Source organism: Streptomyces sp. NPDC058955 (assembly GCF_042741435.1).
Lineage (GTDB): Bacteria > Actinomycetota > Actinomycetes > Streptomycetales > Streptomycetaceae > Streptomyces.
The window spans coordinates 38,560-58,724 of record NZ_JBHYKM010000015.1 but is presented as its reverse complement, the minus strand read 5'-3'; the positions used below and the strand labels follow the sequence as shown (position 1 = coordinate 58,724).

At 73.2% G+C, this 20,165-nt stretch carries 17 protein-coding genes; 8 read left to right on the top strand and 9 right to left on the bottom strand.

The features are described from left to right. Window positions 1–78: 78 nt before the first annotated feature. Window positions 79–783: a TetR/AcrR family transcriptional regulator gene (locus ACFW1I_RS09265; RefSeq protein WP_384667859.1), complete on the top strand. Its 705-nt coding sequence runs from the start codon at window positions 79–81 to the stop codon at window positions 781–783. On the opposite strand, the gene ACFW1I_RS09260 is transcribed toward ACFW1I_RS09265, so the two are convergent. Further along, a complete protein-coding gene (locus tag ACFW1I_RS09260) occupies window positions 761–1,969 on the bottom strand; it encodes a cation:proton antiporter (RefSeq protein WP_384667856.1) in 1,209 nt (402 codons plus the stop codon). The two genes, ACFW1I_RS09265 and ACFW1I_RS09260, sit on opposite strands and share 23 nt — an antisense overlap. A gap of 64 nt (window positions 1,970–2,033) precedes the next feature. Between ACFW1I_RS09260 and ACFW1I_RS09255 the strand changes: the two genes are divergently transcribed. The 3 genes from ACFW1I_RS09255 to ACFW1I_RS09245 all read left to right on the top strand — a co-directional run bounded on the left by ACFW1I_RS09255 (window position 2,034) and on the right by ACFW1I_RS09245 (window position 5,531). Beyond that, window positions 2,034–2,981, top strand: coding sequence for a PrsW family intramembrane metalloprotease (locus tag ACFW1I_RS09255; protein WP_384667854.1), 948 nt, complete (start codon window positions 2,034–2,036; stop codon window positions 2,979–2,981). A 48-nt stretch (window positions 2,982–3,029) separates the two neighbouring features. Next, window positions 3,030–3,254: a heavy-metal-associated domain-containing protein gene (locus ACFW1I_RS09250; protein WP_030749905.1), complete on the top strand. Its 225-nt coding sequence runs from the start codon at window positions 3,030–3,032 to the stop codon at window positions 3,252–3,254. Between the two features lie 72 nt (window positions 3,255–3,326). Continuing rightward, on the top strand, window positions 3,327–5,531 hold the full coding sequence (locus ACFW1I_RS09245) for a heavy metal translocating P-type ATPase (protein ID WP_384667852.1): 2,205 nt from the start codon (window positions 3,327–3,329) through the stop codon (window positions 5,529–5,531). A 393-nt stretch (window positions 5,532–5,924) separates the two neighbouring features. On the opposite strand, the gene ACFW1I_RS09240 is transcribed toward ACFW1I_RS09245, so the two are convergent. Together ACFW1I_RS09240 and ACFW1I_RS09235 are read right to left on the bottom strand one after the other, a co-directional pair. Next, entirely contained in the window at window positions 5,925–7,214 is a 1,290-nt protein-coding gene (locus ACFW1I_RS09240) for a citrate synthase (protein ID WP_384667851.1), read from the bottom strand. 178 nt (window positions 7,215–7,392) lie between these two features. After that, window positions 7,393–9,624, bottom strand: coding sequence for an ATP-dependent RecD-like DNA helicase (locus tag ACFW1I_RS09235; protein WP_384667847.1), 2,232 nt, complete (start codon window positions 9,622–9,624; stop codon window positions 7,393–7,395). A 98-nt stretch (window positions 9,625–9,722) separates the two neighbouring features. Between ACFW1I_RS09235 and ACFW1I_RS09230 the strand changes: the two genes are divergently transcribed. After that, window positions 9,723–10,190: a DUF937 domain-containing protein gene (locus ACFW1I_RS09230; protein WP_384667844.1), complete on the top strand. Its 468-nt coding sequence runs from the start codon at window positions 9,723–9,725 to the stop codon at window positions 10,188–10,190. An 88-nt stretch (window positions 10,191–10,278) separates the two neighbouring features. Here ACFW1I_RS09230 and ACFW1I_RS09225 read toward each other — a convergent pair whose 3' ends face one another. Genes ACFW1I_RS09225 through ACFW1I_RS09215 form a run of 3 tightly spaced genes read right to left on the bottom strand, consistent with a single transcriptional unit; the run spans window position 10,279 to window position 13,393 of the window. Beyond that, window positions 10,279–11,052 carry a sugar phosphate isomerase/epimerase family protein gene (locus tag ACFW1I_RS09225; protein WP_384667934.1) on the bottom strand — a complete coding sequence of 258 codons (774 nt, stop codon included), beginning with the start codon at window positions 11,050–11,052 and terminating at the stop codon, window positions 10,279–10,281. A gap of 26 nt (window positions 11,053–11,078) precedes the next feature. Then, complete coding sequence (locus ACFW1I_RS09220; RefSeq protein ID WP_384667841.1) at window positions 11,079–12,245, bottom strand: dihydrodipicolinate synthase family protein; 1,167 nt, start codon at window positions 12,243–12,245, stop codon at window positions 11,079–11,081. Next, window positions 12,242–13,393 (bottom strand): Gfo/Idh/MocA family protein, encoded by a 1,152-nt coding sequence (locus ACFW1I_RS09215; RefSeq protein WP_384667838.1) that lies wholly within the window; start codon window positions 13,391–13,393, stop codon window positions 12,242–12,244. Before ACFW1I_RS09215 ends, ACFW1I_RS09220 begins: the two co-directional genes overlap by 4 nt. Window positions 13,394–13,602: 209 nt before the next feature. On the opposite strand from ACFW1I_RS09215, the gene ACFW1I_RS09210 reads away from it, so the two are divergent. Continuing rightward, the gene (locus tag ACFW1I_RS09210) at window positions 13,603–14,649 is read left to right on the top strand and encodes a LacI family DNA-binding transcriptional regulator (RefSeq protein ID WP_384667835.1); all 1,047 of its coding nucleotides are present in this window, start codon (window positions 13,603–13,605) and stop codon (window positions 14,647–14,649) included. A gap of 20 nt (window positions 14,650–14,669) precedes the next feature. Here ACFW1I_RS09210 and ACFW1I_RS09205 read toward each other — a convergent pair whose 3' ends face one another. The 3 genes from ACFW1I_RS09205 to ACFW1I_RS09195 form a co-directional block, all read right to left on the bottom strand. After that, complete coding sequence (locus tag ACFW1I_RS09205; RefSeq protein WP_384667833.1) at window positions 14,670–15,245, bottom strand: AAA family ATPase; 576 nt, start codon at window positions 15,243–15,245, stop codon at window positions 14,670–14,672. Window positions 15,246–15,345: 100 nt separating this feature from the next. Further along, complete coding sequence (locus tag ACFW1I_RS09200) at window positions 15,346–15,888, bottom strand: hypothetical protein (protein ID WP_384667831.1); 543 nt, start codon at window positions 15,886–15,888, stop codon at window positions 15,346–15,348. After that, window positions 15,885–16,907: an EamA family transporter gene (locus ACFW1I_RS09195; RefSeq protein ID WP_384667829.1), complete on the bottom strand. Its 1,023-nt coding sequence runs from the start codon at window positions 16,905–16,907 to the stop codon at window positions 15,885–15,887. The genes ACFW1I_RS09200 and ACFW1I_RS09195 overlap by 4 nt, the downstream gene beginning before the upstream one ends. Before the next feature lie 100 nt (window positions 16,908–17,007). On the opposite strand from ACFW1I_RS09195, the gene ACFW1I_RS09190 reads away from it, so the two are divergent. After that, window positions 17,008–17,919, top strand: a complete 912-nt coding sequence (locus ACFW1I_RS09190) for a LysR family transcriptional regulator (RefSeq protein ID WP_384667826.1) — start codon at window positions 17,008–17,010, stop codon at window positions 17,917–17,919. 221 nt (window positions 17,920–18,140) lie between these two features. Beyond that, window positions 18,141–19,931 carry a glycoside hydrolase family 3 protein gene (locus ACFW1I_RS09185; RefSeq protein WP_384667932.1) on the top strand — a complete coding sequence of 597 codons (1,791 nt, stop codon included), beginning with the start codon at window positions 18,141–18,143 and terminating at the stop codon, window positions 19,929–19,931. Window positions 19,932–20,165: the final 234 nt, after the last annotated feature.

Sequence of the window (20,165 nt, the reverse complement as noted above, 5' to 3'; positions counted from 1 at the left end):
GTGATCGCTCGCGTAATCCAAGAATGCGAGCGACCTCTCGTATTTGTCAACGCGTATCGAGGAGGACTGGGGACAGCCATGCCCGAGGACCCGAAGCCGCGCCGCCGACAGGCCCGCGGCGAGCGCCGCATCTCCCAGTTGCTCCAGGCCGCCGCCGACGTGTTCTGCGCCAACGGCTACACGGCCAGCAGCACCAACGCGATCGCCCGCGAGGCCAAGGTCTCGCCGGGCACGCTCTACCAGTACTTCCCGAACAAGGAGGCGATCGCCGTCGAGCTCGGCGGCCGGCTCATCCAGGAGATGCGCGAGGCCCACGGCCAGGTCTTCACCCCGGCCAACATGGCGCTGCCGCTGCCGGAACTGATCGACGCGGTGCTCGATCCGATGATCGAGTTCAACTGCGTCAACCCGGCCTTCCTCGCCCTGATGCACGGCTCCGAGGTCCCCGGCCGGATCGCCGAGGAGCACGACGAGCTGCACGCCTCGCTGCTCTCCCAGGTCCGCGAGACGATCGGCGCGCGGGCCGTCCCGCCGCTCGACGCCGCCGAGCTGGACCGGGTCGCCGACATGGCCTTCGCCGTCTTCAAGGGCGGGCTCGCGCTGATCGTCGCCGCCCCCGAGGGTCCGGTGCGGGAGGCGGCCGTGGGCGAGCTGAAGAAGGTGATGTTCCGCTACCTGGCCCCGGTCTTCGGCGAGACGGCGACCGGCAAGGCGGCGGACGGCGCGACAGCGGCCGGCGCGACAGCGGCCGGCGCGGCGGTCACCACGACTCCGACCCGCTGACCGCCTCCTCCGGCACCTGGTCCCGGCCCGCCCGCACCCGCATCGCGAGCAGCGGGAAGACCAGGACGGAGACCATCCCGGCGCCCACCAGCGCCGCCGCCTCGCCCGCCGACAGGGCCTTGTCGTCCAGGCCGATGGTGGTGATGGCGACGACGAGCGGCAGCGCGGTGGAGCCGTACAGCACCAGCGCGCCGCGGTCCCGCCGGTCGAGGTCGCGCGGGGCGAGGAACCACATCGGGCCGCCGCGCACCACCAGGAAGAGCAGCAGGAAGACCGGCAGGAGCAGCAGCGCCCGGCCGCCGGAGAGCAGCGAGTCCAGGTCGAACTCGATGCCGGTCACGACGAAGAAGACCGGCACGAGGAAGCCGAAGCCGACCCCCTCGACCTTCTCCAGGATCTCCGGGCCGGCCTCGGGCGCGGCCCCGGTGAGCACCAGCCGGGTGATGAGTCCGGCGGCGAAGGCGCCGAGCAGGACGTCGAGCCCCAGCGCCGTCGAGGCCCCGAGCATCAGGGCGAGCAGCAGGAAGACGAAGCGGACCGCGAACTGGCCGCTGGTGTGCAGGGTCTTGGCGATGACGGCGGCGAACCACGGCGGGCGGGGCCGCAGCGCCCAGTAGACGGCGGCCGCGGTGAGCGCGGCGAAGACCGCGAGCAGCACCGTGGACTCGGCGGCGGTGCGCCCGCTGAGCAGCAGCGCCATGGCGATGATCGGTCCGAACTCGCCGACCGCGCCGAAGGCCATGACGACCGAGCCGAAGCGGCCGCGCAGCCCGCCGGAGTCCCGCAGCACGGGCAGGACGGTGCCGAGGGCGGTACTGGTGAGGGCGACGCCGATGAAGACCCCGGTGGAGTAGCCGCCGCCGAGCAGGATGCCGGCGGTGAGCCCGAGGGCGAGCGCGGCCAGCCACGCCCACACCGAGCGCCTGAGGGTGTCGCCGCGTACCTTGCCGAACTCGATCTCGTACCCGGCGAGGAAGATCAGCATGGTGAGGCCGAGCTCCGAGAGGCCGTCGATCAGCTCGTCGGAGTGCGCCCAGCCGAGGACGTCGGGGCCGATGACGATGCCGAGGAGGATCTCGAAGACGGCGAGCGGGACGGGGATCCGGCGCCCCACCCAGTACGCCAGGAGGGGCGCCAGGACGGCGATCACCATGATCAGGACGAGCGTGCTCCCCGAATGCGACATATCGGGTATCTACCATAAGCTCCGGTCAGATGCCCTGTCGGCGGAGGGACTTGGAGGCCCGCGGATGTACGAGTACCGGCCCACCCCCCAGACGCCTCCCCCACCGCCGCCGGCTCCCCCCGGGCCCGCCGGGCCGCGCCCCGGGCTGTGGAAGCGGTGCCTGTGGGGCGGCCTGGCCCTGTGGGCGCTGACCGCCGTGGTCACGTACGCCACCGCCAACACCACCCTGCTGCCCACCCTGATCCTGCTGGGCAGCTTCCTGGTCCCGGGCGTCTTCGTCCTGTGGGCGTACGAGCGGCACGGCCGCGACCTCGGGCTGCCGGTGATCCTCGGCTGCTTCGTCACCGGCGGCATCCTGGGCGTCCTCGGCGCCTCGGTCATGGAGTACTACCTGCTCCACCCCTCCCTGTGGATGTTCCTCGGGGTGGGGCTGATCGAGGAGGCGGTGAAGCTGGCCGCCCTGATGTTCGTCGTCCGGCACCGCCCGTACCTGCGCGGCCGGCGCGCCGGTCTGGTCCTCGGCGGGACGGTCGGCTTCGGCTTCGCCGCCTTCGAGAGCGCGGGGTACGCCTTCAACGCCGCGGTCACCATGGACGGCATCGACCTGCGCTCCCTCCTGGAGACGGAGATCCTGCGCGGGCTGCTCGCCCCCTTCGGGCACGGCCTGTGGACGGCCATCGCGGGCGCGGTGCTCCTCTCCTTCCGCCGCCCCGACGGCCGCTTCCGCCTCGCCGGCCCCGTCGTCGGCACCTACCTGGGGGTGGCGGTGCTGCACGCGCTCTGGGACTCGATGCACGGGATCGCGCTCTGGCTGGTGCTCCAGCTGACCACCACGGACCTGGACCGCTCCCTCTTCGCCCAGGGCTACATCCCGGAGCCCACGTCCGAGCAGGAGCACCTCTTCACCCTCTTCTCGGTGGGCGGTCTGGTGCTGGTGACGCTGGTGGGGCTGGCGTGGCTGAGATCGCTCGCGCGGCGCGAACCCGACCCGACTGGAATTTATACCCCCTAGGGGTATAGCATCGACGTGTACGACTCCGAACCGAATGAGGAGACCACCATGGCCGCCGAGACGCAGACCGAACTCACCACCGTCTACCAGGTCAAGGGCATGACCTGCGGCCACTGCGAGGGCGCCGTCTCCGGCGAGATCTCCGCGCTCCCCGGCGTCTCCTCCGTCACCGCCGTCGCCAAGACCGGCGAGGTCACCGTGGTCTCCGCCGCCCCCCTCGACCGCGAGGCCGTCGCCGCCGCCGTCGACGAGGCCGGCTACGAGCTGGTCTGACCACCGGCCGCCGACCGTCCGAGCAGGGTCGTACCGTTACGGGTACGGCCCTGCTCCCCTTTGGAACCGCACATGCCCAGCACCACCGTCACCGAGCTGACCATCGGCGGAATGACCTGCGCCTCCTGCGCGGCCCGCATCGAGAAGAAGCTCAACCGGATGGACGGCGTCACCGCCACCGTCAACTACGCCACTGAGAAGGCCCACGTCGAGCACGCCTCCGAGGTGGGCGTCGACGCGCTCATCGCCACCGTGGTGAAGACCGGCTACACCGCCGAGGAACCCGCACCGCCGGAGCCCGAGGCCCCCGCCGGACCGGACACCGACCCCGAGCTCGCCGCGCTGCGCCGCCGGCTCGCCGTCTCCGCCGTCCTCTCCGCCCCCGTCGTCCTGCTCGCCATGGTCCCCGCCCTCCAGTTCGACGACTGGCAGTGGCTCTCCCTCGCCCTCGCCTCCCCCGTCGTCGTCTGGGGCGGCCTCCCCTTCCACCGGGCCGCCTGGACCAACCTCCGGCACGGCGCCGCCACCATGGACACCCTCGTCTCGGTCGGCACCCTCGCCGCCTACGGCTGGTCCCTGTGGGCGCTCTTCCTCGGCGACGCCGGCCTGCCCGGGATGCGGCACGGCTTCGACCTCACCGTCGACCGCGCCGACGCCTCCTCCACGATCTACCTGGAGGTCGCCGCCGGCGTCACCACCTTCATCCTCCTCGGCCGCTATCTGGAGGCCCGCGCCAAACGGAAGGCCGGCGCCGCCCTCCGCGCCCTGATGGACCTCGGCGCCAAGGACGTCGCCGTCCTGCGGGACGGCGGCGAGGTACGGGTGCCGGTCGCCGACCTCCGCGCCGGCGAGCTCTTCGTCGTACGCCCCGGCGAGAAGATCGCCACCGACGGCACCGTCGACGAGGGCGCCTCCGCCGTCGACGCCTCCCTGCTCACCGGCGAGTCCCTGCCCGTCGACGTCACCACCGGCGACCCCGTCGGCGGCGGCTGCGTCAACGTCTCCGGCCGGCTCGTCGTGCGGGCCACCCGGGTCGGCGCCGACACCCGCCTCGCCCGGATGGCGCAGCTCGTCGAGGAGGCGCAGAGCGGCAAGGCCGAGGTGCAGCGGCTCGCCGACCGGGTCTCCGCCGTCTTCGTCCCCGTCGTCCTGGTGATCGCCCTCGCCACCCTCGGCTTCTGGCTCGGCTCCGGCGCCGGCGCGACCGCCGCGTTCACCGCCGCCGTCGCCGTCCTGATCATCGCCTGCCCCTGCGCCCTCGGCCTCGCCACCCCCACGGCGCTGCTCGTCGGCACCGGACGCGGCGCCCAGCTCGGCATCCTCATCAAGGGCCCCGAGGTCCTGGAGTCCACCCGCCGGGTCGACACCGTCGTCCTCGACAAGACCGGCACCGTCACCACCGGCCGGATGACCCTCACCGGCGTCCACCCGTACGGCTCCACCGACGAGACCGAGCTGCTGCGGCTCGCCGGCGCCCTGGAGCACTCCTCCGAGCACCCCGTCGCCCGCGCCGTCGCCGCCGGGGCCGCCGAACGGCTCGGGATCCCCGTCGGCGAGCTGCCCGTCCCCAAGAGCTTCGAGAACGTCCCCGGGCTCGGCGTCCGCGGCTCCGTCGACGGCCGGCTCGTCCTCGCCGGGCGGGCCGCGCTGCTCGCCGCCGAGGACGTGCCGGTGCCGGACGGCGTCGGGGCCGGGGCGGTGCTCGTCGCCTGGGACGGGGTCCCGCGCGGCTCCCTCACCGTCGCCGACGCCGTCAAGGACACCAGCGCCGAGGCGGTCACCCTGCTCCGCGCCCTCGGACTGCGGCCGGTGCTTCTCACCGGCGACCACCGGGCCGTCGCCGAGACCGTCGCGGCCGAGGTCGGCATCGACGAGGTGATCGCCGAGGTGCTGCCCGAGGAGAAGGCCGCCGTGGTCCGGCGGCTCCAGGCCGAGGGCCGTACGGTCGCCATGGTCGGCGACGGCGTCAACGACGCCGCCGCGCTCGCCACCGCCGACCTGGGGCTCGCGATGGGCACCGGGACGGACGCGGCCATCGAGGCGAGCGACCTCACCCTCGTCCGGGGCGACCTGCGGGTGGCCGCCGACGCGATCCGGCTCTCCCGCCGCACCCTGGCGACGATCAAGGGAAATCTGGCGTGGGCCTTCGGCTACAACGTGGCGGCGCTGCCGCTCGCCGCGGCCGGTCTGCTCAACCCGATGATCGCCGGTCTGACCATGGCTTTCTCGTCCGTGTTCGTGGTGACGAACAGCCTGCGTCTGCGGCGGTTCCGTTGATTTCACCTACACGTGACGCACAAGTCCTTCACAAAGAGACCTAGATCACAGATATTGGGGGGTAACCATCTGGGCTGTTCGCGAGTCTAAGTGGGCGATGCCAGAACGTCTTGGGGGACGTTCGTCGGGAGGTCTTGGGGGACGTCCCGACAGGCAAGCGCGGCCGGGGCACGTGCAGCGGGGAGCTTGAGCGGCCCTCCCGTACGTACCCCGGCAGACCGCGCACCGGACGCCCGGCCCGGATCCCGTGGGGGGAATCCGCACCGGGGATATGGGAAGCGCCCCGCTCGCCGACCCGTGGGGGGATCGGAGAGCGGGGCGCTTCTGAATTTTCGAGGCTCGGTTCGCCTCCGGGGCGCTCCCGGGCCCTCAGCCGACCTGTGCGGGGTCGGCTCAGCGCTCGTCGACCGGGACGAAGTCGCGGAGGACCTCGCCGGTGTAGATCTGGCGCGGGCGACCGATGCGGGAGCCGGGCTCCTTGATCATCTCGTGCCACTGGGCGATCCAGCCGGGGAGGCGGCCGAGCGCGAAGAGCACGGTGAACATCTCGGTCGGGAAGCCCATCGCGCGGTAGATGAGGCCCGTGTAGAAGTCCACGTTCGGGTAGAGGTTGCGCGAGACGAAGTAGTCGTCGGAGAGCGCGTGCTCCTCCAGCTTGAGCGCGATGTCCAGCAGCTCGTCGGACTTGCCGAGGGCCGAGAGGACGTCGTGCGCCGCCGCCTTGATGATCTTGGCGCGCGGGTCGAAGGACTTGTACACCCGGTGGCCGAAGCCCATCAGGCGGACGCCGTCCTCCTTGTTCTTCACCTTGCGGATGAAGGAGTCGACGTCGCCGCCGTTGGCCTTGATGCCCTCCAGCATCTCCAGGACCGACTGGTTGGCGCCGCCGTGCAGGGGGCCCCACAGCGCGGAGATGCCGGCCGAGATCGAGGCGAACATGTTCGCCTGCGAGGAGCCGACCAGACGCACGGTGGACGTCGAACAGTTCTGCTCGTGGTCCGCGTGCAGGATGAGGAGCTTGTCGAGCGCCGAGACGACGACCGGGTCGAGCTCGTACTCCTGGGCCGGCACCGAGAACGTCATGCGCAGGAAGTTCTCGACGTAGCCGAGGTCGTTCCGCGGGTAGACGAACGGGTGGCCGATCGACTTCTTGTACGCGTACGCGGCGATCGTCGGCAGCTTCGCGAGGAGCCGGATCGTCGACAGGTGGCGCTGCGTCTCGTCGAACGGGTTGTGGCTGTCCTGGTAGAAGGTGGACAGCGCGGAGACCACCGAGGACAGCATCGCCATCGGGTGGGCGTCCCGCGGGAAGCCGCGGAAGAAGTTCTTGACGTCCTCGTGGACCAGCGTGTGCTGGGTGATCTCGTTCTGGAAGACGGAGAGCTCGTCCGCCTTCGGCAGCTCACCGTTGATCAGCAGGTACGCCACCTCCAGGAAGGTGGACTGCTCGGCCAGCTGCTCGATGGGGTAACCGCGGTACCGCAGGATGCCCTGCTCACCATCGAGGTAGGTGATCGCGGATTTGTAGGCGGCGGTGTTGCCGTATCCGCTGTCCAGGGTGACCAGACCGGTCTGGGCTCGCAGCTTGCCGATGTCGAAGCCCTTGTCGCCGACGGTGCTCTCGACCACCGGGTAGGTGTATTCACCGTCCGCGTACCGCAGTACTACAGAGTTGTCGCTCACGTCATCCCTCACCGACGTAGTGCCTCTTCTTCGAGGTGCCCTGACTGTCTCTACCATCCCCCACTTGGCTCAGGAGAGTGCACTCGGGGTCGCCATTGGGCCAATCGGCGGCACTCAGTGCCGCCAACCTGCTTATCCTGCCCCCTTCGCCCCGGTTCCGGTAGTCCTCCGTGATCTTTCACACGGGGGCAGCCCCTGTGAGCCGATGGGCCAGTGCGGTAAAGCGCCGGCCCGCCGAGACCGTGCGGACCGCCTGGGCGATCGCGCGGCGCGAGCCGACCAGGACGACGAGCTTCCGCGCCCGGGTCACGGCGGTGTAGAGCAGGTTCCGCTGGAGCATCATCCACGCACTCATGGTGACCGGGATCACCACGGCCGGATACTCACTGCCCTGCGAACGGTGGATGGTGACCGCGTACGCGTGGGACAGCTCGTCCAGTTCGTCGAAGCCGTACGGCACCTCCTCGTCCTCGTCCGTCCGGACGGTCAGGCGCTGCTCCACGGGGTCCAGCGCCGTCACCACTCCGACCGTACCGTTGAAGACCCCGTTCGCCCCCTTCTCGTAGTTGTTCCTGATCTGGGTGACCTTGTCCCCCACCCGGAACACCCGGCCGCCGAACCGCTTCTCCGGGAGGTCCGGACGGGCCGGGGTGATCGCCTGCTGGAGCAGCCCGTTCAGCGCGCCCGCGCCCGCCGGGCCGCGGTGCATCGGGGCCAGGACCTGCACGTCCCGGCGCGGGTCGAGGCCGAATCTGGCCGGAATGCGCCGGGCGGCGACCTCGACGGCGACCCGGGCCGCGTCCTCCGTCTCCTCCTCCGCGAAGAGGAAGAAGTCCGGCAGGCCCGTGGTGGTGGGCGGCAGCCCCCCGTTGATCCGGTGGGCGTTGGTGACCACGCCGGACTGCTGGGCCTGGCGGAAGATCCGGGTCAGCCGGACGGCCGGGACCGGGCTGCCGGGGGCGAGCAGGTCGCCCAGGACCTCGCCGGCGCCCACCGAGGGCAGCTGGTCCACGTCCCCCACCAGGAGCAGATGGGCGCCCGGCGCGACCGCCTTGACCAGCTTGTTCGCGAGCAGCAGGTCGAGCATCGACGCCTCGTCGACCACGACGAGGTCGGCGTCGAGCGGCCGGTCCCGGTCGTACGCCGCATCCCCGCCCGGCTTCAGTTCGAGCAGCCGGTGGACGGTGGACGCCTCGGCGCCCGTCAGCTCGGCGAGCCGCTTGGCCGCGCGGCCGGTCGGCGCCGCGAGGACCACCTTGGCCTTCTTGGCCCGGGCCAGCTCCACGACGGACCGGACCGTGAAGGACTTGCCGCAGCCGGGGCCGCCGGTGAGGACGGCGACCTTCTCCGTCAGCGCCAGCCGGACGGCCTGCTCCTGCTCGGGCGCCAGGGTGGCCCCCGTGCGGTCCGCGAGCCACGCCAGCGCCTTGTCCCAGGCCACGTCCCGGAAGGCGGGCATCCGGTCCTCCGGGGCGCGGAGCAGGCGCCGCAGCTGCCCGGCGAGGGAGAGCTCGGCCCGGTGGAAGGGGATCAGATAGACGGCCGTGACCGGCTCGCCCTCCGGGCCGGGGACCGCCTCCCGGACGACCCCCTCGGGGTCCTCGGCCAGCTCGGCCAGGCACTCGATGACGAGCCCGGTGTCCACCTGGAGCAGCTTCACGGAGTCGGCGATCAGCCGCTCCTCGGGGAGGAAGCAGTGGCCCTGGTCGGCGGACTGGGACAGGGCGTGCTGGAGGCCGGCCTTCACCCGCTCCGGGCTGTCGTGCGGGATGCCGACGGACTGGGCGATCCGGTCGGCGGTGAGGAAGCCGATGCCCCAGACGTCGGCGGCGAGCCGGTAGGGCCGCTCGCGCACGACGGAGATCGAGTCGTCGCCGTACTGCTTGTAGATGCGGACGGCGATGGAGGTGGAGACGCCGACGGTCTGGAGGAAGACCATCACCTCCTTGATCGCCTTCTGCTCCTCCCAGGCGGCGGTGATCTTCTTCGTCCGCTTCGGCCCGAGCCCGGGGACCTCGATCAGCCGGCCCGGGGCCTCCTCCAGGATGTCGAGGGTGTCCAGGCCGAAGTGGGTGGTGATGCGGTCGGCGAAGACGGGGCCGATGCCCTTGACCAGGCCGGAGCCGAGATAGCGGCGGATGCCCTGGATGGTGGCGGGCAGCACGGTCGTGTAGTTGTCCACGTGGAACTGCCGGCCGTACTGCGGGTGCGACCCCCAGCGCCCCTCCATCCGCAGCGACTCCCCCGGCTGGGCGCCGAGCAGCGCGCCGACGACGGTGAGCAGGTCCCCGGCGCCCCGGCCGGTGTCGACCCGGGCGACCGTGTAGCCGCTCTCCTCGTTGGCGTACGTGATCCTCTCCAGCACGCCCTCCAGGACGGCGGGGCGGTACGGCTGACCCTCGTTGGACATGACCCGACCGTAGCGAAGGCCGCCGACAGGGCGGGGGGGCTGTGGACAACTCCCGCCCCGGGGTGCCGAACAGGGCGATGAAACGTAGCGTTTCGGACATGAGCGAGAGCAGTCACTCTTTCCAGGACGAGGTCTTGACCGAACTCGGCGAGGACCGTCTGGCGGAGATCGCCGCGCTCGCCGGCACCGACACGGCCGGCGCGCGTGCGCTCGTCGACGGCTCGGTCACGGAGCTGTCGGGCGAGCTGCGGCAGGCGGCGGCGGAACCGGGCAGCGCGGACGAGGTCAAGGCCGCCGTCGACGAGGTCGCCTCCGAGGAGCCGCCGCTCCAGGGCGTCGCCTCCTTCGGCGGCCTCGCGGCGGGCGGCCTGATGGCCGGCGTCCTCGCCAAGCTGGCGAGACCCGCCGCCAACGCCGTCGCCAAGCGCACCGGCCTCCCCCCGGCCACCGTGAACCGCGCGGTGGACCTCCTGGTCCCCGTGGTGCTCGCGGTCCTGACGCGGCGCGCCACGGCCGGGAAGGGCGGCGGGGGCCTGGGCGACCTGCTGGGCGGCGGGAAGAAGTAGCCCGGCTCCGCCGCGCACGGCTTCTGGATCCAGGATCCAGAAGCGTGGATCCAAGATCCAGGAGCTTGGATCCAGGATCCAAGCGGGCTCAGACCTTCAGGAACGCCTCCAGGGTCTCCTCCAGGACCTCGACGCCGTCCCTCGCCCAGAGCGCGTCGTTGAAGAGTTCGACCTCCACCGGGCCCGTGTAGCCGACGCGCTCCAGCAGCCCCGCCCACCAGGTGAGGTCGATGGATCCCGTGCCGAGCTGGCCCCGGCCGTTGAGGACGCCCTCCGGGAGGGGGGTCGTCCAGTCGGCGAGCTGGAAGGAGTGGATACGGCCGCCGGCGGCGGCGCGTTCCACGGCCGCCGGGGCGTTCTCGTCCCACCAGAGGTGGTACGTGTCGACGGTGACGCCCACCTGCTCGGCCGGGTGGCGCTCCGCGATGTCCAGGGCCTGGTCCAGGGTGGAGATCGCGCAGCGGTCGGAGGCGTACATGGGGTGGAGGGGTTCGATGGCGAGCCGGACCCCGCGCTCGCCCGCGTAGGGGGCGAGGACGCCGATCGCGTCCGCGATGCGCGCGCGGGCGCCGGGCAGGTCGCGGCTGCCGGCGGGCAGGCCGCCGGAGACCAGGACGAGGGTGTCGGTGCCGAGCGCTGCCGCCTCGTCGATCGCCGCCCGGTTGTCGGCCTCCCAGCCGTCGCCGGTGAAGAAGCCGCCGCGGCAGAGGGTGGTGACGGCCAGCCCGGCGTCCCGCACGAGCGCGGCCGTCGCCTCGATCCCGTACTCCTTCACCGGGTCCCGCCACAGGCCGATGCCGGGGATGCCGAGGCGGACGCACTCCTCCACCAGCCGCGGCAGCGGGAGCTGCTTCACCGTCATCTGGTTGATGCCGAAGCGGTCGAGGTTCACTGGGGGACTCCGTGGACGGTGAGGAGGGCGCGCATCCGGGACTCCGCGCGGGCCGGGTCCGGGAACAGGCCGAGTCCGTCGGCGAGTTCGTAGGCGCGGGCCAGGTGCGGCAGGGAGCGGGCCGAGTGGAGGCCGCCGACCAGGGTGAAGTGCTCCTGGTGGCCGGCGAGCCAGGCGAGGAGGACCACGCCCGTCTTGTAGTAGCGGGTCGGCGGCTCGAAGAGGTGCCGGGAGAGGGCGACCGTCGGGTCGAGGAGCTTGCGGAAGCCCGCCGTGTCGCCGGTGTCGAGGACCCGGACCGCCTCCGCCGCCAGCGGGCCGAGCGGGTCGAAGATGCCGAGCAGGGCGTGGCTGAAGCGCCCGCCCGCCGAGGGCTCCTCTCCCGCGATCAGCTCGGGGTAGTGGAAGTCGTCGCCGGTGTAGCAGCGGACGCCCTCGGGGAGGCGACGTCGCAGGGCGACCTCGCGGCCCGCGTCGAGGAGGGAGATCTTGATGCCGTCGACCTTGTCGGGGTGGGCGGCGATGACCTCCAGGAAGGTCTCGGTGGCCGCGTCGAGGTCGGCGGAGCCCCAGTACCCCTCCAGGGCCGGGTCGAACATCGGGCCGAGCCAGTGGAGGACCACGGGTTCGGCGGCCTGGCGCAGCAGGTGGCCGTAGAGGTCGAGGTAGTCCTCGGGGCCGGTGGCCGCGGCGGCAAGGGCGCGGGAGGCCATCAGGATGGCCTGGGCGCCGGACTCCTCGACGACGGCGAGCTGCTCCTCGTACGCGGCGCGGATCTGCGCGAGCGTGGCGGGGCCGGTGAGCTGGTCGGTGCCGACGCCGCAGGCGATGCGACCGCCCTCGGCCTTCGCCTCGGCGGCGCTGCGGCGGATGAGTTCGGCGGCGCCCGCCCAGTCGAGGCCCATGCCGCGCTGGGCGGTGTCCATGGCCTCCGCGACGCCGAGGCCGTGGGACCACAGGTGGCGGCGGAAGGCGAGGGTGGCGTCCCAGTCGACGGCGGCGGGGCCGTCGGGGGTGGTGTCGGCGTACGGGTCGGCGACGACGTGCGCGGCGGAGAAGACCGTACGGGAGGTGAGCGGGCCGGCCGCGGTGGGCGCGAGCGGCTCGGTGCGGGGCTCGTACGCGCGCGTGCCGCCGCCGGGGACCGGGAGGTGGAGGGTCACAGGGAGACCTCCGGGACGTCGAGGCGGCGGCCCTCGGCGGCGGACTTCAGGCCCAGCTCGGCGAGCTGGACGCCGCGGGCGCCGGCGAGCAGGTCCCAGTGGTACGGCTCGTCGAGGACGACGTGCCGGAGGAAGAGCTCCCACTGGGCCTTGAAGCCGTTGTCGAAGTCGGCGTTGTCGGGGACCTCCTGCCACTGCTCGCGGAAGGAGTAGGTGGCGGGGATGTCGGGGTTCCAGACCGGCTTGGGGGTGAGGCCGCGGTGCTGGACGCGGCAGTTGCGCAGTCCGGCGACGGCGGAGCCCTCGGTGCCGTCGACCTGGAACTCGACGAGCTCGTCGCGGTTGACGCGGACCGCCCAGGAGGAGTTGATCTGGGCGATGGCGCCGCCCTCCAGGTGGAAGGTGCCGTAGGCGGCGTCGTCGGCGGTCGCCTCGTACGGCTTGCCCTGCTCGTCCCAGCGGCGCGGCACGTGGGTGGCGATCTCGGCGGAGACGGAGGTGACCCGGCCGAAGAGCTCGTGGAGCACGTACTCCCAGTGCGGGAACATGTCGACGACGATGCCGCCGCCGTCCTCGGAGCGGTAGTTCCAGCTGGGGCGCTGGGCCTCCTGCCAGTCGCCCTCGAAAACCCAGTAGCCGAACTCGCCGCGGACGGACAGGATCTCGCCGAAGAAGCCGCCGTCGATGAGCCGCTTGAGCTTGAGCAGGCCGGGGAGGAAGAGCTTGTCCTGGACGACGCCGTGCTTGATGCCCTTCGCGTCGGCGAGCCGGGCGAGGTCGAGGGCGCCGGCGAAGTCGGCGGCGGTGGGCTTCTCGGTGTAGAGGTGCTTGCCGGCGGCGATCGCCTTGGTGAGGGCGTCGACGCGGGCCGAGGTGACCTGGGCGTCGAAGTAGATGTCGATGGAGTCGTCGGCGAGGACGGCGTCGAGGTCGGTGGACCACTCGGTGAGGCCGTGCCGCTCGGCGAGGGCGCGCAGGGCGTGTTCGCGGCGGCCGACGAGGACGGGCTCGGGCCAGAGGACCCGTCCGTCGCCGAGGTCGAGGCCGCCCTGCTCGCGGAGCGCGAGGATCGAGCGGACGAGGTGCTGGCGGTAGCCCATGCGTCCGGTCACGCCGTTCATGGCGATGCGGACGGTCCTGCGTGTCATGGAAGGTTCCTCTCTCCGGCGGGCCTGCAGCCCTCGTTCACCGCGTGGAAGCACGACGGAAAGCGCCATGCGGGCAGAAAGCGCTTTCGGCGCGACGATAGAAAGCGCTTTCTGCCGCAGATGACGCTAGCCTGCCGACATCACGCCGGACAAGGCCCCGGCGTCTGCGGCCTTGGAGCTGTGCACGCGATGTCGGAGGTACGCACGCGATGACCGTCACCCTTTCGGACGTGGCCGCCCGCGCCCGGGTGTCCCCCGCGACCGTCTCCCGCGTCCTGAACGGCAACTACCCGGTCGCCGCGTCGACGCGGGAGCGGGTCCTGAAGGCCGTCGAGGAGCTGGACTACGTCCTGAACGGGCCCGCCAGCTCGCTCGCCGCCGCCACCTCCGACCTGGTCGGGGTGCTGGTCAACGACATCGCCGACCCCTTCTTCGGGATCATGGCGAGCGCGGCACAGAGCGCGATCGGCGAGGGCGCGTCGGGCCGCGCGGGCGGCGAGAAGCTGGCGGTCGTCTGCAACACCGGCGGCTCCCCTGAGCGCGAGCTCACCTACCTCACGCTGCTCCAGCGGCAGCGCGCCGCCGCCGTGATCCTCATGGGCGGCTCGCTGGAGGACCCGGAGCACCTGGCCGCGACCGCCGCCAAGTTGTCGCGGATGGCCGAGGCGGGGACGCGGGTCGTACTGTGCGGCCGGCCGCCGGTGCCCGGCGACGCGCACACCGCCGCGCTGGTCTTCGACAACCGCACCGGCGGGCGCCGCCTCACCGAGCACCTGCTCGGCCTCGGCCACACCCGGATCGGTTACGTCGCGGGCCCCGCCGACCGCACCACCACCCGGCACCGCCTGGAGGGCCACCGGGACGCCCTCGCGGCGGCGGGCGCCGCCGAGGGGCCGACCGTCCACGGCCCGTACGACCGCGCCTCCGGCCACGCGGCCGTCGCGGAGCTCCTCGACCGCGACCCGGACCTCACGGCGATCGTCGCCGCCAACGACACGGTGGCCCTGGGCGTCTGCGCGGCGCTGCGGGAGCGGGGCCTGTCGATCCCCGGCGACGTCTCGGTGGCCGGCTTCGACGACCTGCCGTTCTCGGTCGACGCGGTCCCCGCCCTGACCACCGTCCGCCTCCCGCTCCACGACTCCGGCGTCCGCGCCGGCCGGCTGGCGATGGGCACGCAGGACGCCCCGGCCGACGGCGCGGAGACGGTCCCGGCCGAGCTGGTGGTACGGGACTCGACGGGGGCGCCCCGGGGGTAGGGACGGCTACGTCGGCGCGGTTACGCGTCGGCGGGGTCGGTCGCGTGGACGGCCAGGCCCGTCGCGGCCAGGACCGCGTCGACCGTCTCGTCCACCGTCTGGTCGGCGTTGTCGATCCAGACGCCCTCGCCGGACAATTCCTCGCGCATGGCCTCGTCGAGGAAGGCCCAGTTGGTGGTGAGGCGCTTGTGGCGGGCGTTGTTGCGTTCCCACGCCTTGTCGGGGCCGGGGGCGAGGAAGACCACGTGCAGCGGGCCCGCCGTCATCCGTTCGCGGTAGAAGCCCAGGTGGGAGCGGCGGACGACGACGTCGTCGACGACCGGCAGGAAGCCGGCCGTGACGAAGCTGCCGGCGAGCAGAGAGGCGTTGCGGGCCCGGAGGAAGATCTGCCGGTCGGCCTCCGGGTCGCCGTCCGGGGTGGGCCAGTGGCAGCCCCGGACGATCAGGTTCTGGAGCTCGTCGACCTCGATGTGCGCGGACATCGCGAAGCGGGCGGCGAGGGCCGCCGCGACGGTGGACTTGCCGCTGCCCGGGATGCCGCTGACGAGGACGGTGCCGGGGGCGGACGGGGAGCGGTCGACGGGTACGAGATCCATCCTGGCACCCTAGATCATCCGCCCGGCCGCCCCGCCGGGATTTCCCGGGCCGTCCGTGCGTGAGGCCGTCCGTGCGTGAGGCCGTCCGTACGTGAGGCCGTCAGTACGTGAGGACGCCCGCCTCGCCCGCCTGCCACGGGCCCGTGCTGCCCGGGGTGTTGCCGACGCCGTCCCGGAGGGTCATCGTCCCGGCGCCGGTGACCTGCCGGTAGCGGCCGGGGCGGGAGGCCGGTTCGACCACGGTGACCGCGTTCAGGACGTGCCCGCCGCCGGCCGCCGTGCAGTACCGGCCGTTCAGCCGCTTCCGCCAGCCGAGGTCCGTGTGGTCGAGCCGCCGGTGGAAGGTCACCGTGCTGCCGTCCGCGAGCGGCTGGCAGCCGTCCGCGTCCCAGGCGCCGCCGGTGCGCAGGTCCACGATCACGTGGAGGCCTTCCTGCCCGTACGGCAGGCCGGTGCCGGTCGCGGTGCCGGTGAGGCGCCAGTGACAGGCGGCCGGGGCGCTCGGGTCGCACGAGACGACGACCCCGTCCGTACCGGACTCGTCGAGGGCGAAGTCCTCCTGGACGGCGGCGGCCGGGTGGGCGAGGAAGGGGATCGTCAGCAGGGCGCCGAGCAGCGCCCCGCGCAGCAGTCGTGGGGTCATGACGTCATGGAAGGGCTCCCGGGCGCCGGGGCCGCGGCGGCGGGCTCGTCCTGTCCCCCGGAGGAAGCCGGGGAGGCGTCCGAATGCCGGGCGTCCGCCGCACCCGGCAGGGGCTCCGCCGCGCCCGCCGCCCCCGGCACGGGCTCCGCCGGGCCGGGGGCCGTACGCCTCGGGGCGAGCGACGTCAGGGCCACGCCGCCGACCAGGAGCGCCGCCGCGACCCAGCGCAGCGGGCCCACCGACTCGCCGAGGAAGAGCGCGGCGGAGGACATGCCGAAGACGGGGACGAGGAGGGAGAAGGGGGCGACGGAGGAGGCGGGGTGACGGCGGAGCAGCCAGCCCCAGGCGCCGAAGCCGAAGACGGTGGTGACCCAGGCGACGTAGAGGATGACGCCGACGCCGGTCCAGTCGAGGGCGCGGAGCGCGGCCAGGTCCCGCTCGGGGCCCTCCAGGAGGAGGGAGAGGGCGAGCAGCGGCAGGACGGGCACGGTGCTGACCCAGACCATCCAGTTGAGCGGGTCGGGCGGGGCGGCCTTGCGGGTGAGGACGTTGGAGACGCCCCAGCAGGCCGCGGCCGCGATGACCAGGACGAAGCCGGTGACCGGCCCGGAGGTGCCCTCGTCGACGGCGGCGACGCCGATGCCCGCGAGCGCGACGGCCATGCCGAGGACGGCGCGCCGGGCGGGGCGTTCGCCGAGGGCGGCGAAGGCGAAGAGGGCGGTGAAGACGGCCTGCACCTGGAGGACGAGGGAGGAGAGTCCGGCGGGGGCGCCGAGGTCCATGCCGGTGAAGAGGAGGCCGAACTTGGCGACGCCCAGGGCGAGTCCGACGGCGACGATCCACTTCCAGGCGACCTTGGGGCGGCCGACGAGGAAGACCGCGGGAAGGGCGGCGGCGAGGAAGCGGAGCGCGGAGAAGAGCAGCGGGGGGAAGTGGTCGAGGCCGATCTCGATGACGACGAAGTTGACCCCCCAGACCGCGGCGACGAGCGCGGCGAGGGCGATGTGTGCGGGGCGCATGGAAGCGAGCATGACCGCGTCCGACCGTGTAGCACCAGCACAGGTCTCTTCATGGTTGGATGAAGCGATACTGAATCCAGAGCGCCCGCCGGAGGTTCCCGTGCTCGATCTCGGCCGTCTGCGCGCCCTGCACGCCGTCTCCGTCCACGGCAGCGTGGGCGCCGCCGCGACGGCGCTCGGCTACACCCCGTCGGCGGTCTCCCAGCAGATCGCGAAGCTGGAGCGGGAGACCCGCACGACCCTGCTCGAACGGAGCGGGCGGGGCGTCCGACTCACCGACGAGGCCCGTCAACTCGCCTCCACCGCACGGCAGTTGCTGGCGATCGTGGAGGAGGCGGAGGTACGACTCGAAGAGCGGCGGGGGCTGCCCGCCGGACGGCTGTCGATCGGCTGCTTCCCGAGCGCGGCGCGGGGTCTGATGCCCCGGGTGCTCGCGGACCTGGCGGTGCGCCACCCCGGCCTGGACGCCCGGCTGACCGAGGTCGACCCGCACCTGTCGGTGGACCTGGTGGCACGCGGGGTGCTCGACCTGGCCGTCGCCCACGACTGGGACATCGCCCCGCTGCCGACGCCGCCCGGCGTCGAGCAGGCGGTCATCGGCGACGACGGCTGCGACATCCTCGTCCACCGCGACCATCCGCTGGCGGCCCGGCGGTCGGTGCGGCGGGAGGAGCTGGCCGACGAGCGGTGGATCTCGCAGCCGCCGGGGACGGTCTGCCACGACTGGCTGGCGCGGACGCTGCGGGCCACCGGGGTGGAGCCGCTGATCGTCCATCAGGCGGAGGAGAACCACACCCAGGTCGCGCTGGTCGCGGCCGGTCTCGGCATCGCGCTGGTCCCCCGGCTGGGGCGCGGCGGACTGCCGCCCGAGGTGGCTCCGCTGCGGCTGGACCCGGCGCCCACGCGCCGGCTGCACGCGCTGTGGCGCACGGGTGCGGCGCGCCGTCCGGCGATCGTGGAGACGGTCCGTACGCTCCAGGAGCTGTGGCCGTCGATCGCGTCGGCGGCCTGAGACGGGACGGAGCAGACGGAGCCTTCTCGGCGATTCGTGCGGGAATCCTTGACCTGGTAGTTACTTTCAGACTATCCGTTCACCTTGGCAGTTTCTTTCACCTACTGCCCACCCCCGCACGGCCGGAAGGAGCACCAGTGCCCCACCCCGCCCCCGTCCCCACCCGCCGCACGCCTCTCGCCCCCACCCGCCGCACGCCTCTCGCCCCCACCCGCCGCACCCTGCTCGCCGTCTCCGCGGCCGCCACTGCCGCGGCCGTCACCGGGGCCGTCGCCCCCGCCGCCCACGCCACCGACGCCAGGACCGAGGAGCGGCTGCGCCGGATCGTCGGCCGGATGTCGCTGGAGGAGAAGGTCGGCCAGCTCTTCGTCAGCCGGGTGTACGGCCATTCGGCCACCGCCCCCGACCAGGCCGACGCCGACGCCAACCTCCGGGAACTCGGCGTCCGCACCGCCGCCGAACTCCTGGAGCGCTACCACCTCGGCGGGATCATCTACTTCGCCTGGGCCCACAACACCCGCGACCCGCACCAGATCGCCGAGCTGTCCAACGGCATCCAGGCCGCCGCGCTCGCCGCGGGCACCCCCGTCCCCGTGCTGATCTCCACCGACCAGGAGCACGGCATCGTCTGCCGGGTCGGCGAGCCCGCCACCCTCCTCCCGGGCGCGATGGCGCTGGGCGCGGGCGGCTCCCCGGCGGACACCCGCAAGGCGGCCCGGATCGCCGGCGCCGAGCTGGCCGCGCTGGGCATCCGGCAGAACTACGCCCCGGTCGCCGACGTCAACGTCAACCCGGCCAACCCGGTCATCGGCGTCCGCTCCCTCGGCTCCGACCCCGGCGCGGTCTCCCATCTCGTCACCGCGCAGATCCGCGGCTACCAGGGCGCCGGCGTCGCGGCCACCGCCAAGCACTTCCCCGGCCACGGCGACACCGCCGTCGACAGCCACTACGGCCTGCCGGTCATCACCCACACCCGCGCCCAGTGGGCCGAGCTGGACGCCCCGCCGTTCCGGGCCGCGATCGCCGCCGGCATCGACGCGATCATGACCGCGCACCTCGTCGTCCCGGCGCTCGACCCGTCCGAGGACCCGGCGACGCTCTCGCACCCCATCCTCACCGGCGTGCTCCGCGAACAGCTCGGCTACGACGGGGTGGTGGTGACCGACGCCCTCGACATGCAGGGCGTGCGCACCAAGTACGGCGACGACCGGGTGCCGGTGCTCGCCCTCAAGGCGGGCGTGGACCAGCTGCTCAACCCGCCGAAGCTGGACGTGGCCTGGAACGCGGTCCTGAAGGCGGTCCGGGACGGGGAGCTGACGGAGCAGCGGATCGAGGAATCGGTTCTGCGGATCCTGCGCCTGAAGGCCAGGCGGGGGCTGTTCGCCGACCCGTACACGACCCGGGCGGCCGTCGACGCGACCGTCGGCACCGCCCGGCACCTCGACGAGGCCGACCGGATCGCCGAACGGACCACCACCCTCCTCGTCAACGAGGACGGCTTCCTGCCGCTCTCCCCCGCCTCGCACGGGAAGGTCCTGGTCGTCGGCGCCGACCCCGCCTCCCCGTCCGGGACGACGGGACCGCCGACCACCACCCTCGGCGGGGCCCTGCGCGAGCTGGGCTTCACCCCGACCGTCCTGTCCACCGGGATCACCCCGACGGCGGCCCGGATCGAGGAGGCGGTGGCGGCCGCGGCCGGCCAGGACGTGATCGTGGTGGGCACGTACAACCTGACCGCGGCCGGCCCGCAGCGGACCCTGGTGGCGCGCCTCGTGGCGACCGGGGTGCCGGTGGTGACGGTCGCGATCCGCAACCCGTACGACGTCGCCCGGATCTCCGGGCAGCGGGCCACCCTGGCCGCCTACGCGTGGACCGACGTCGAACTGCGCGCCGCCGTCCGGGTGCTGGCCGGGCGGGCGAAGCCGCGCGGGCGGCTGCCGGTGCCGGTGCGGAGCGCCGAGGACCCGGCGGTGACGCTGTACCCGGTCGGCTTCGGCCTCTCGTACGCCTGACGGGGCGGGTGGGGGGGCGCCCGAGCGGCCCCCCCACCCCGGGGGGGCGCGAGGCGGGGGGGTGCGCGGGGCGCGGGCGGCGGGCAGAGGGGGGGGGGGGGGGGGTGGGTGTCACCCGAGCCCAGCCACCCGGGGGGTGGTTCGATGACGAGAGCCCGGGCCGGGGCCCGGGGGGTGTCCCGGGCCCCCCCGCCCCCGCCCACGCTCTTGTCGGCGACGAGCTTGGTGGCGTTC

Bases quoted from the DNA above. Each gene is read 5' to 3' on its own strand.
- ACFW1I_RS09230 (WP_384667844.1), top strand. From the start codon at position 9,723: ATGAGCGAGAGCAGTCACTCTTTCCAGGACGAGGTCTTGACCGAACTC.
- ACFW1I_RS09200 (WP_384667831.1), bottom strand. From the start codon at position 15,888: ATGACCCCACGACTGCTGCGCGGGGCGCTGCTCGGCGCCCTGCTGACG.
- ACFW1I_RS09255 (WP_384667854.1), top strand. From the start codon at position 2,034: ATGTACGAGTACCGGCCCACCCCCCAGACGCCTCCCCCACCGCCGCCG.
- ACFW1I_RS09215 (WP_384667838.1), bottom strand. From the start codon at position 13,393: ATGACACGCAGGACCGTCCGCATCGCCATGAACGGCGTGACCGGACGC.
- ACFW1I_RS09195 (WP_384667829.1), bottom strand. From the start codon at position 16,907: ATGCGCCCCGCACACATCGCCCTCGCCGCGCTCGTCGCCGCGGTCTGG.
- ACFW1I_RS09225 (WP_384667934.1), bottom strand. From the start codon at position 11,052: ATGACGGTGAAGCAGCTCCCGCTGCCGCGGCTGGTGGAGGAGTGCGTC.
- ACFW1I_RS09265 (WP_384667859.1), top strand. From the start codon at position 79: ATGCCCGAGGACCCGAAGCCGCGCCGCCGACAGGCCCGCGGCGAGCGC.
- ACFW1I_RS09210 (WP_384667835.1), top strand. From the start codon at position 13,603: ATGACCGTCACCCTTTCGGACGTGGCCGCCCGCGCCCGGGTGTCCCCC.
- ACFW1I_RS09235 (WP_384667847.1), bottom strand. From the start codon at position 9,624: ATGTCCAACGAGGGTCAGCCGTACCGCCCCGCCGTCCTGGAGGGCGTG.
- ACFW1I_RS09260 (WP_384667856.1), bottom strand. From the start codon at position 1,969: ATGTCGCATTCGGGGAGCACGCTCGTCCTGATCATGGTGATCGCCGTC.
- ACFW1I_RS09205 (WP_384667833.1), bottom strand. From the start codon at position 15,245: ATGGATCTCGTACCCGTCGACCGCTCCCCGTCCGCCCCCGGCACCGTC.
- ACFW1I_RS09245 (WP_384667852.1), top strand. From the start codon at position 3,327: ATGCCCAGCACCACCGTCACCGAGCTGACCATCGGCGGAATGACCTGC.
- ACFW1I_RS09250 (WP_030749905.1), top strand. From the start codon at position 3,030: ATGGCCGCCGAGACGCAGACCGAACTCACCACCGTCTACCAGGTCAAG.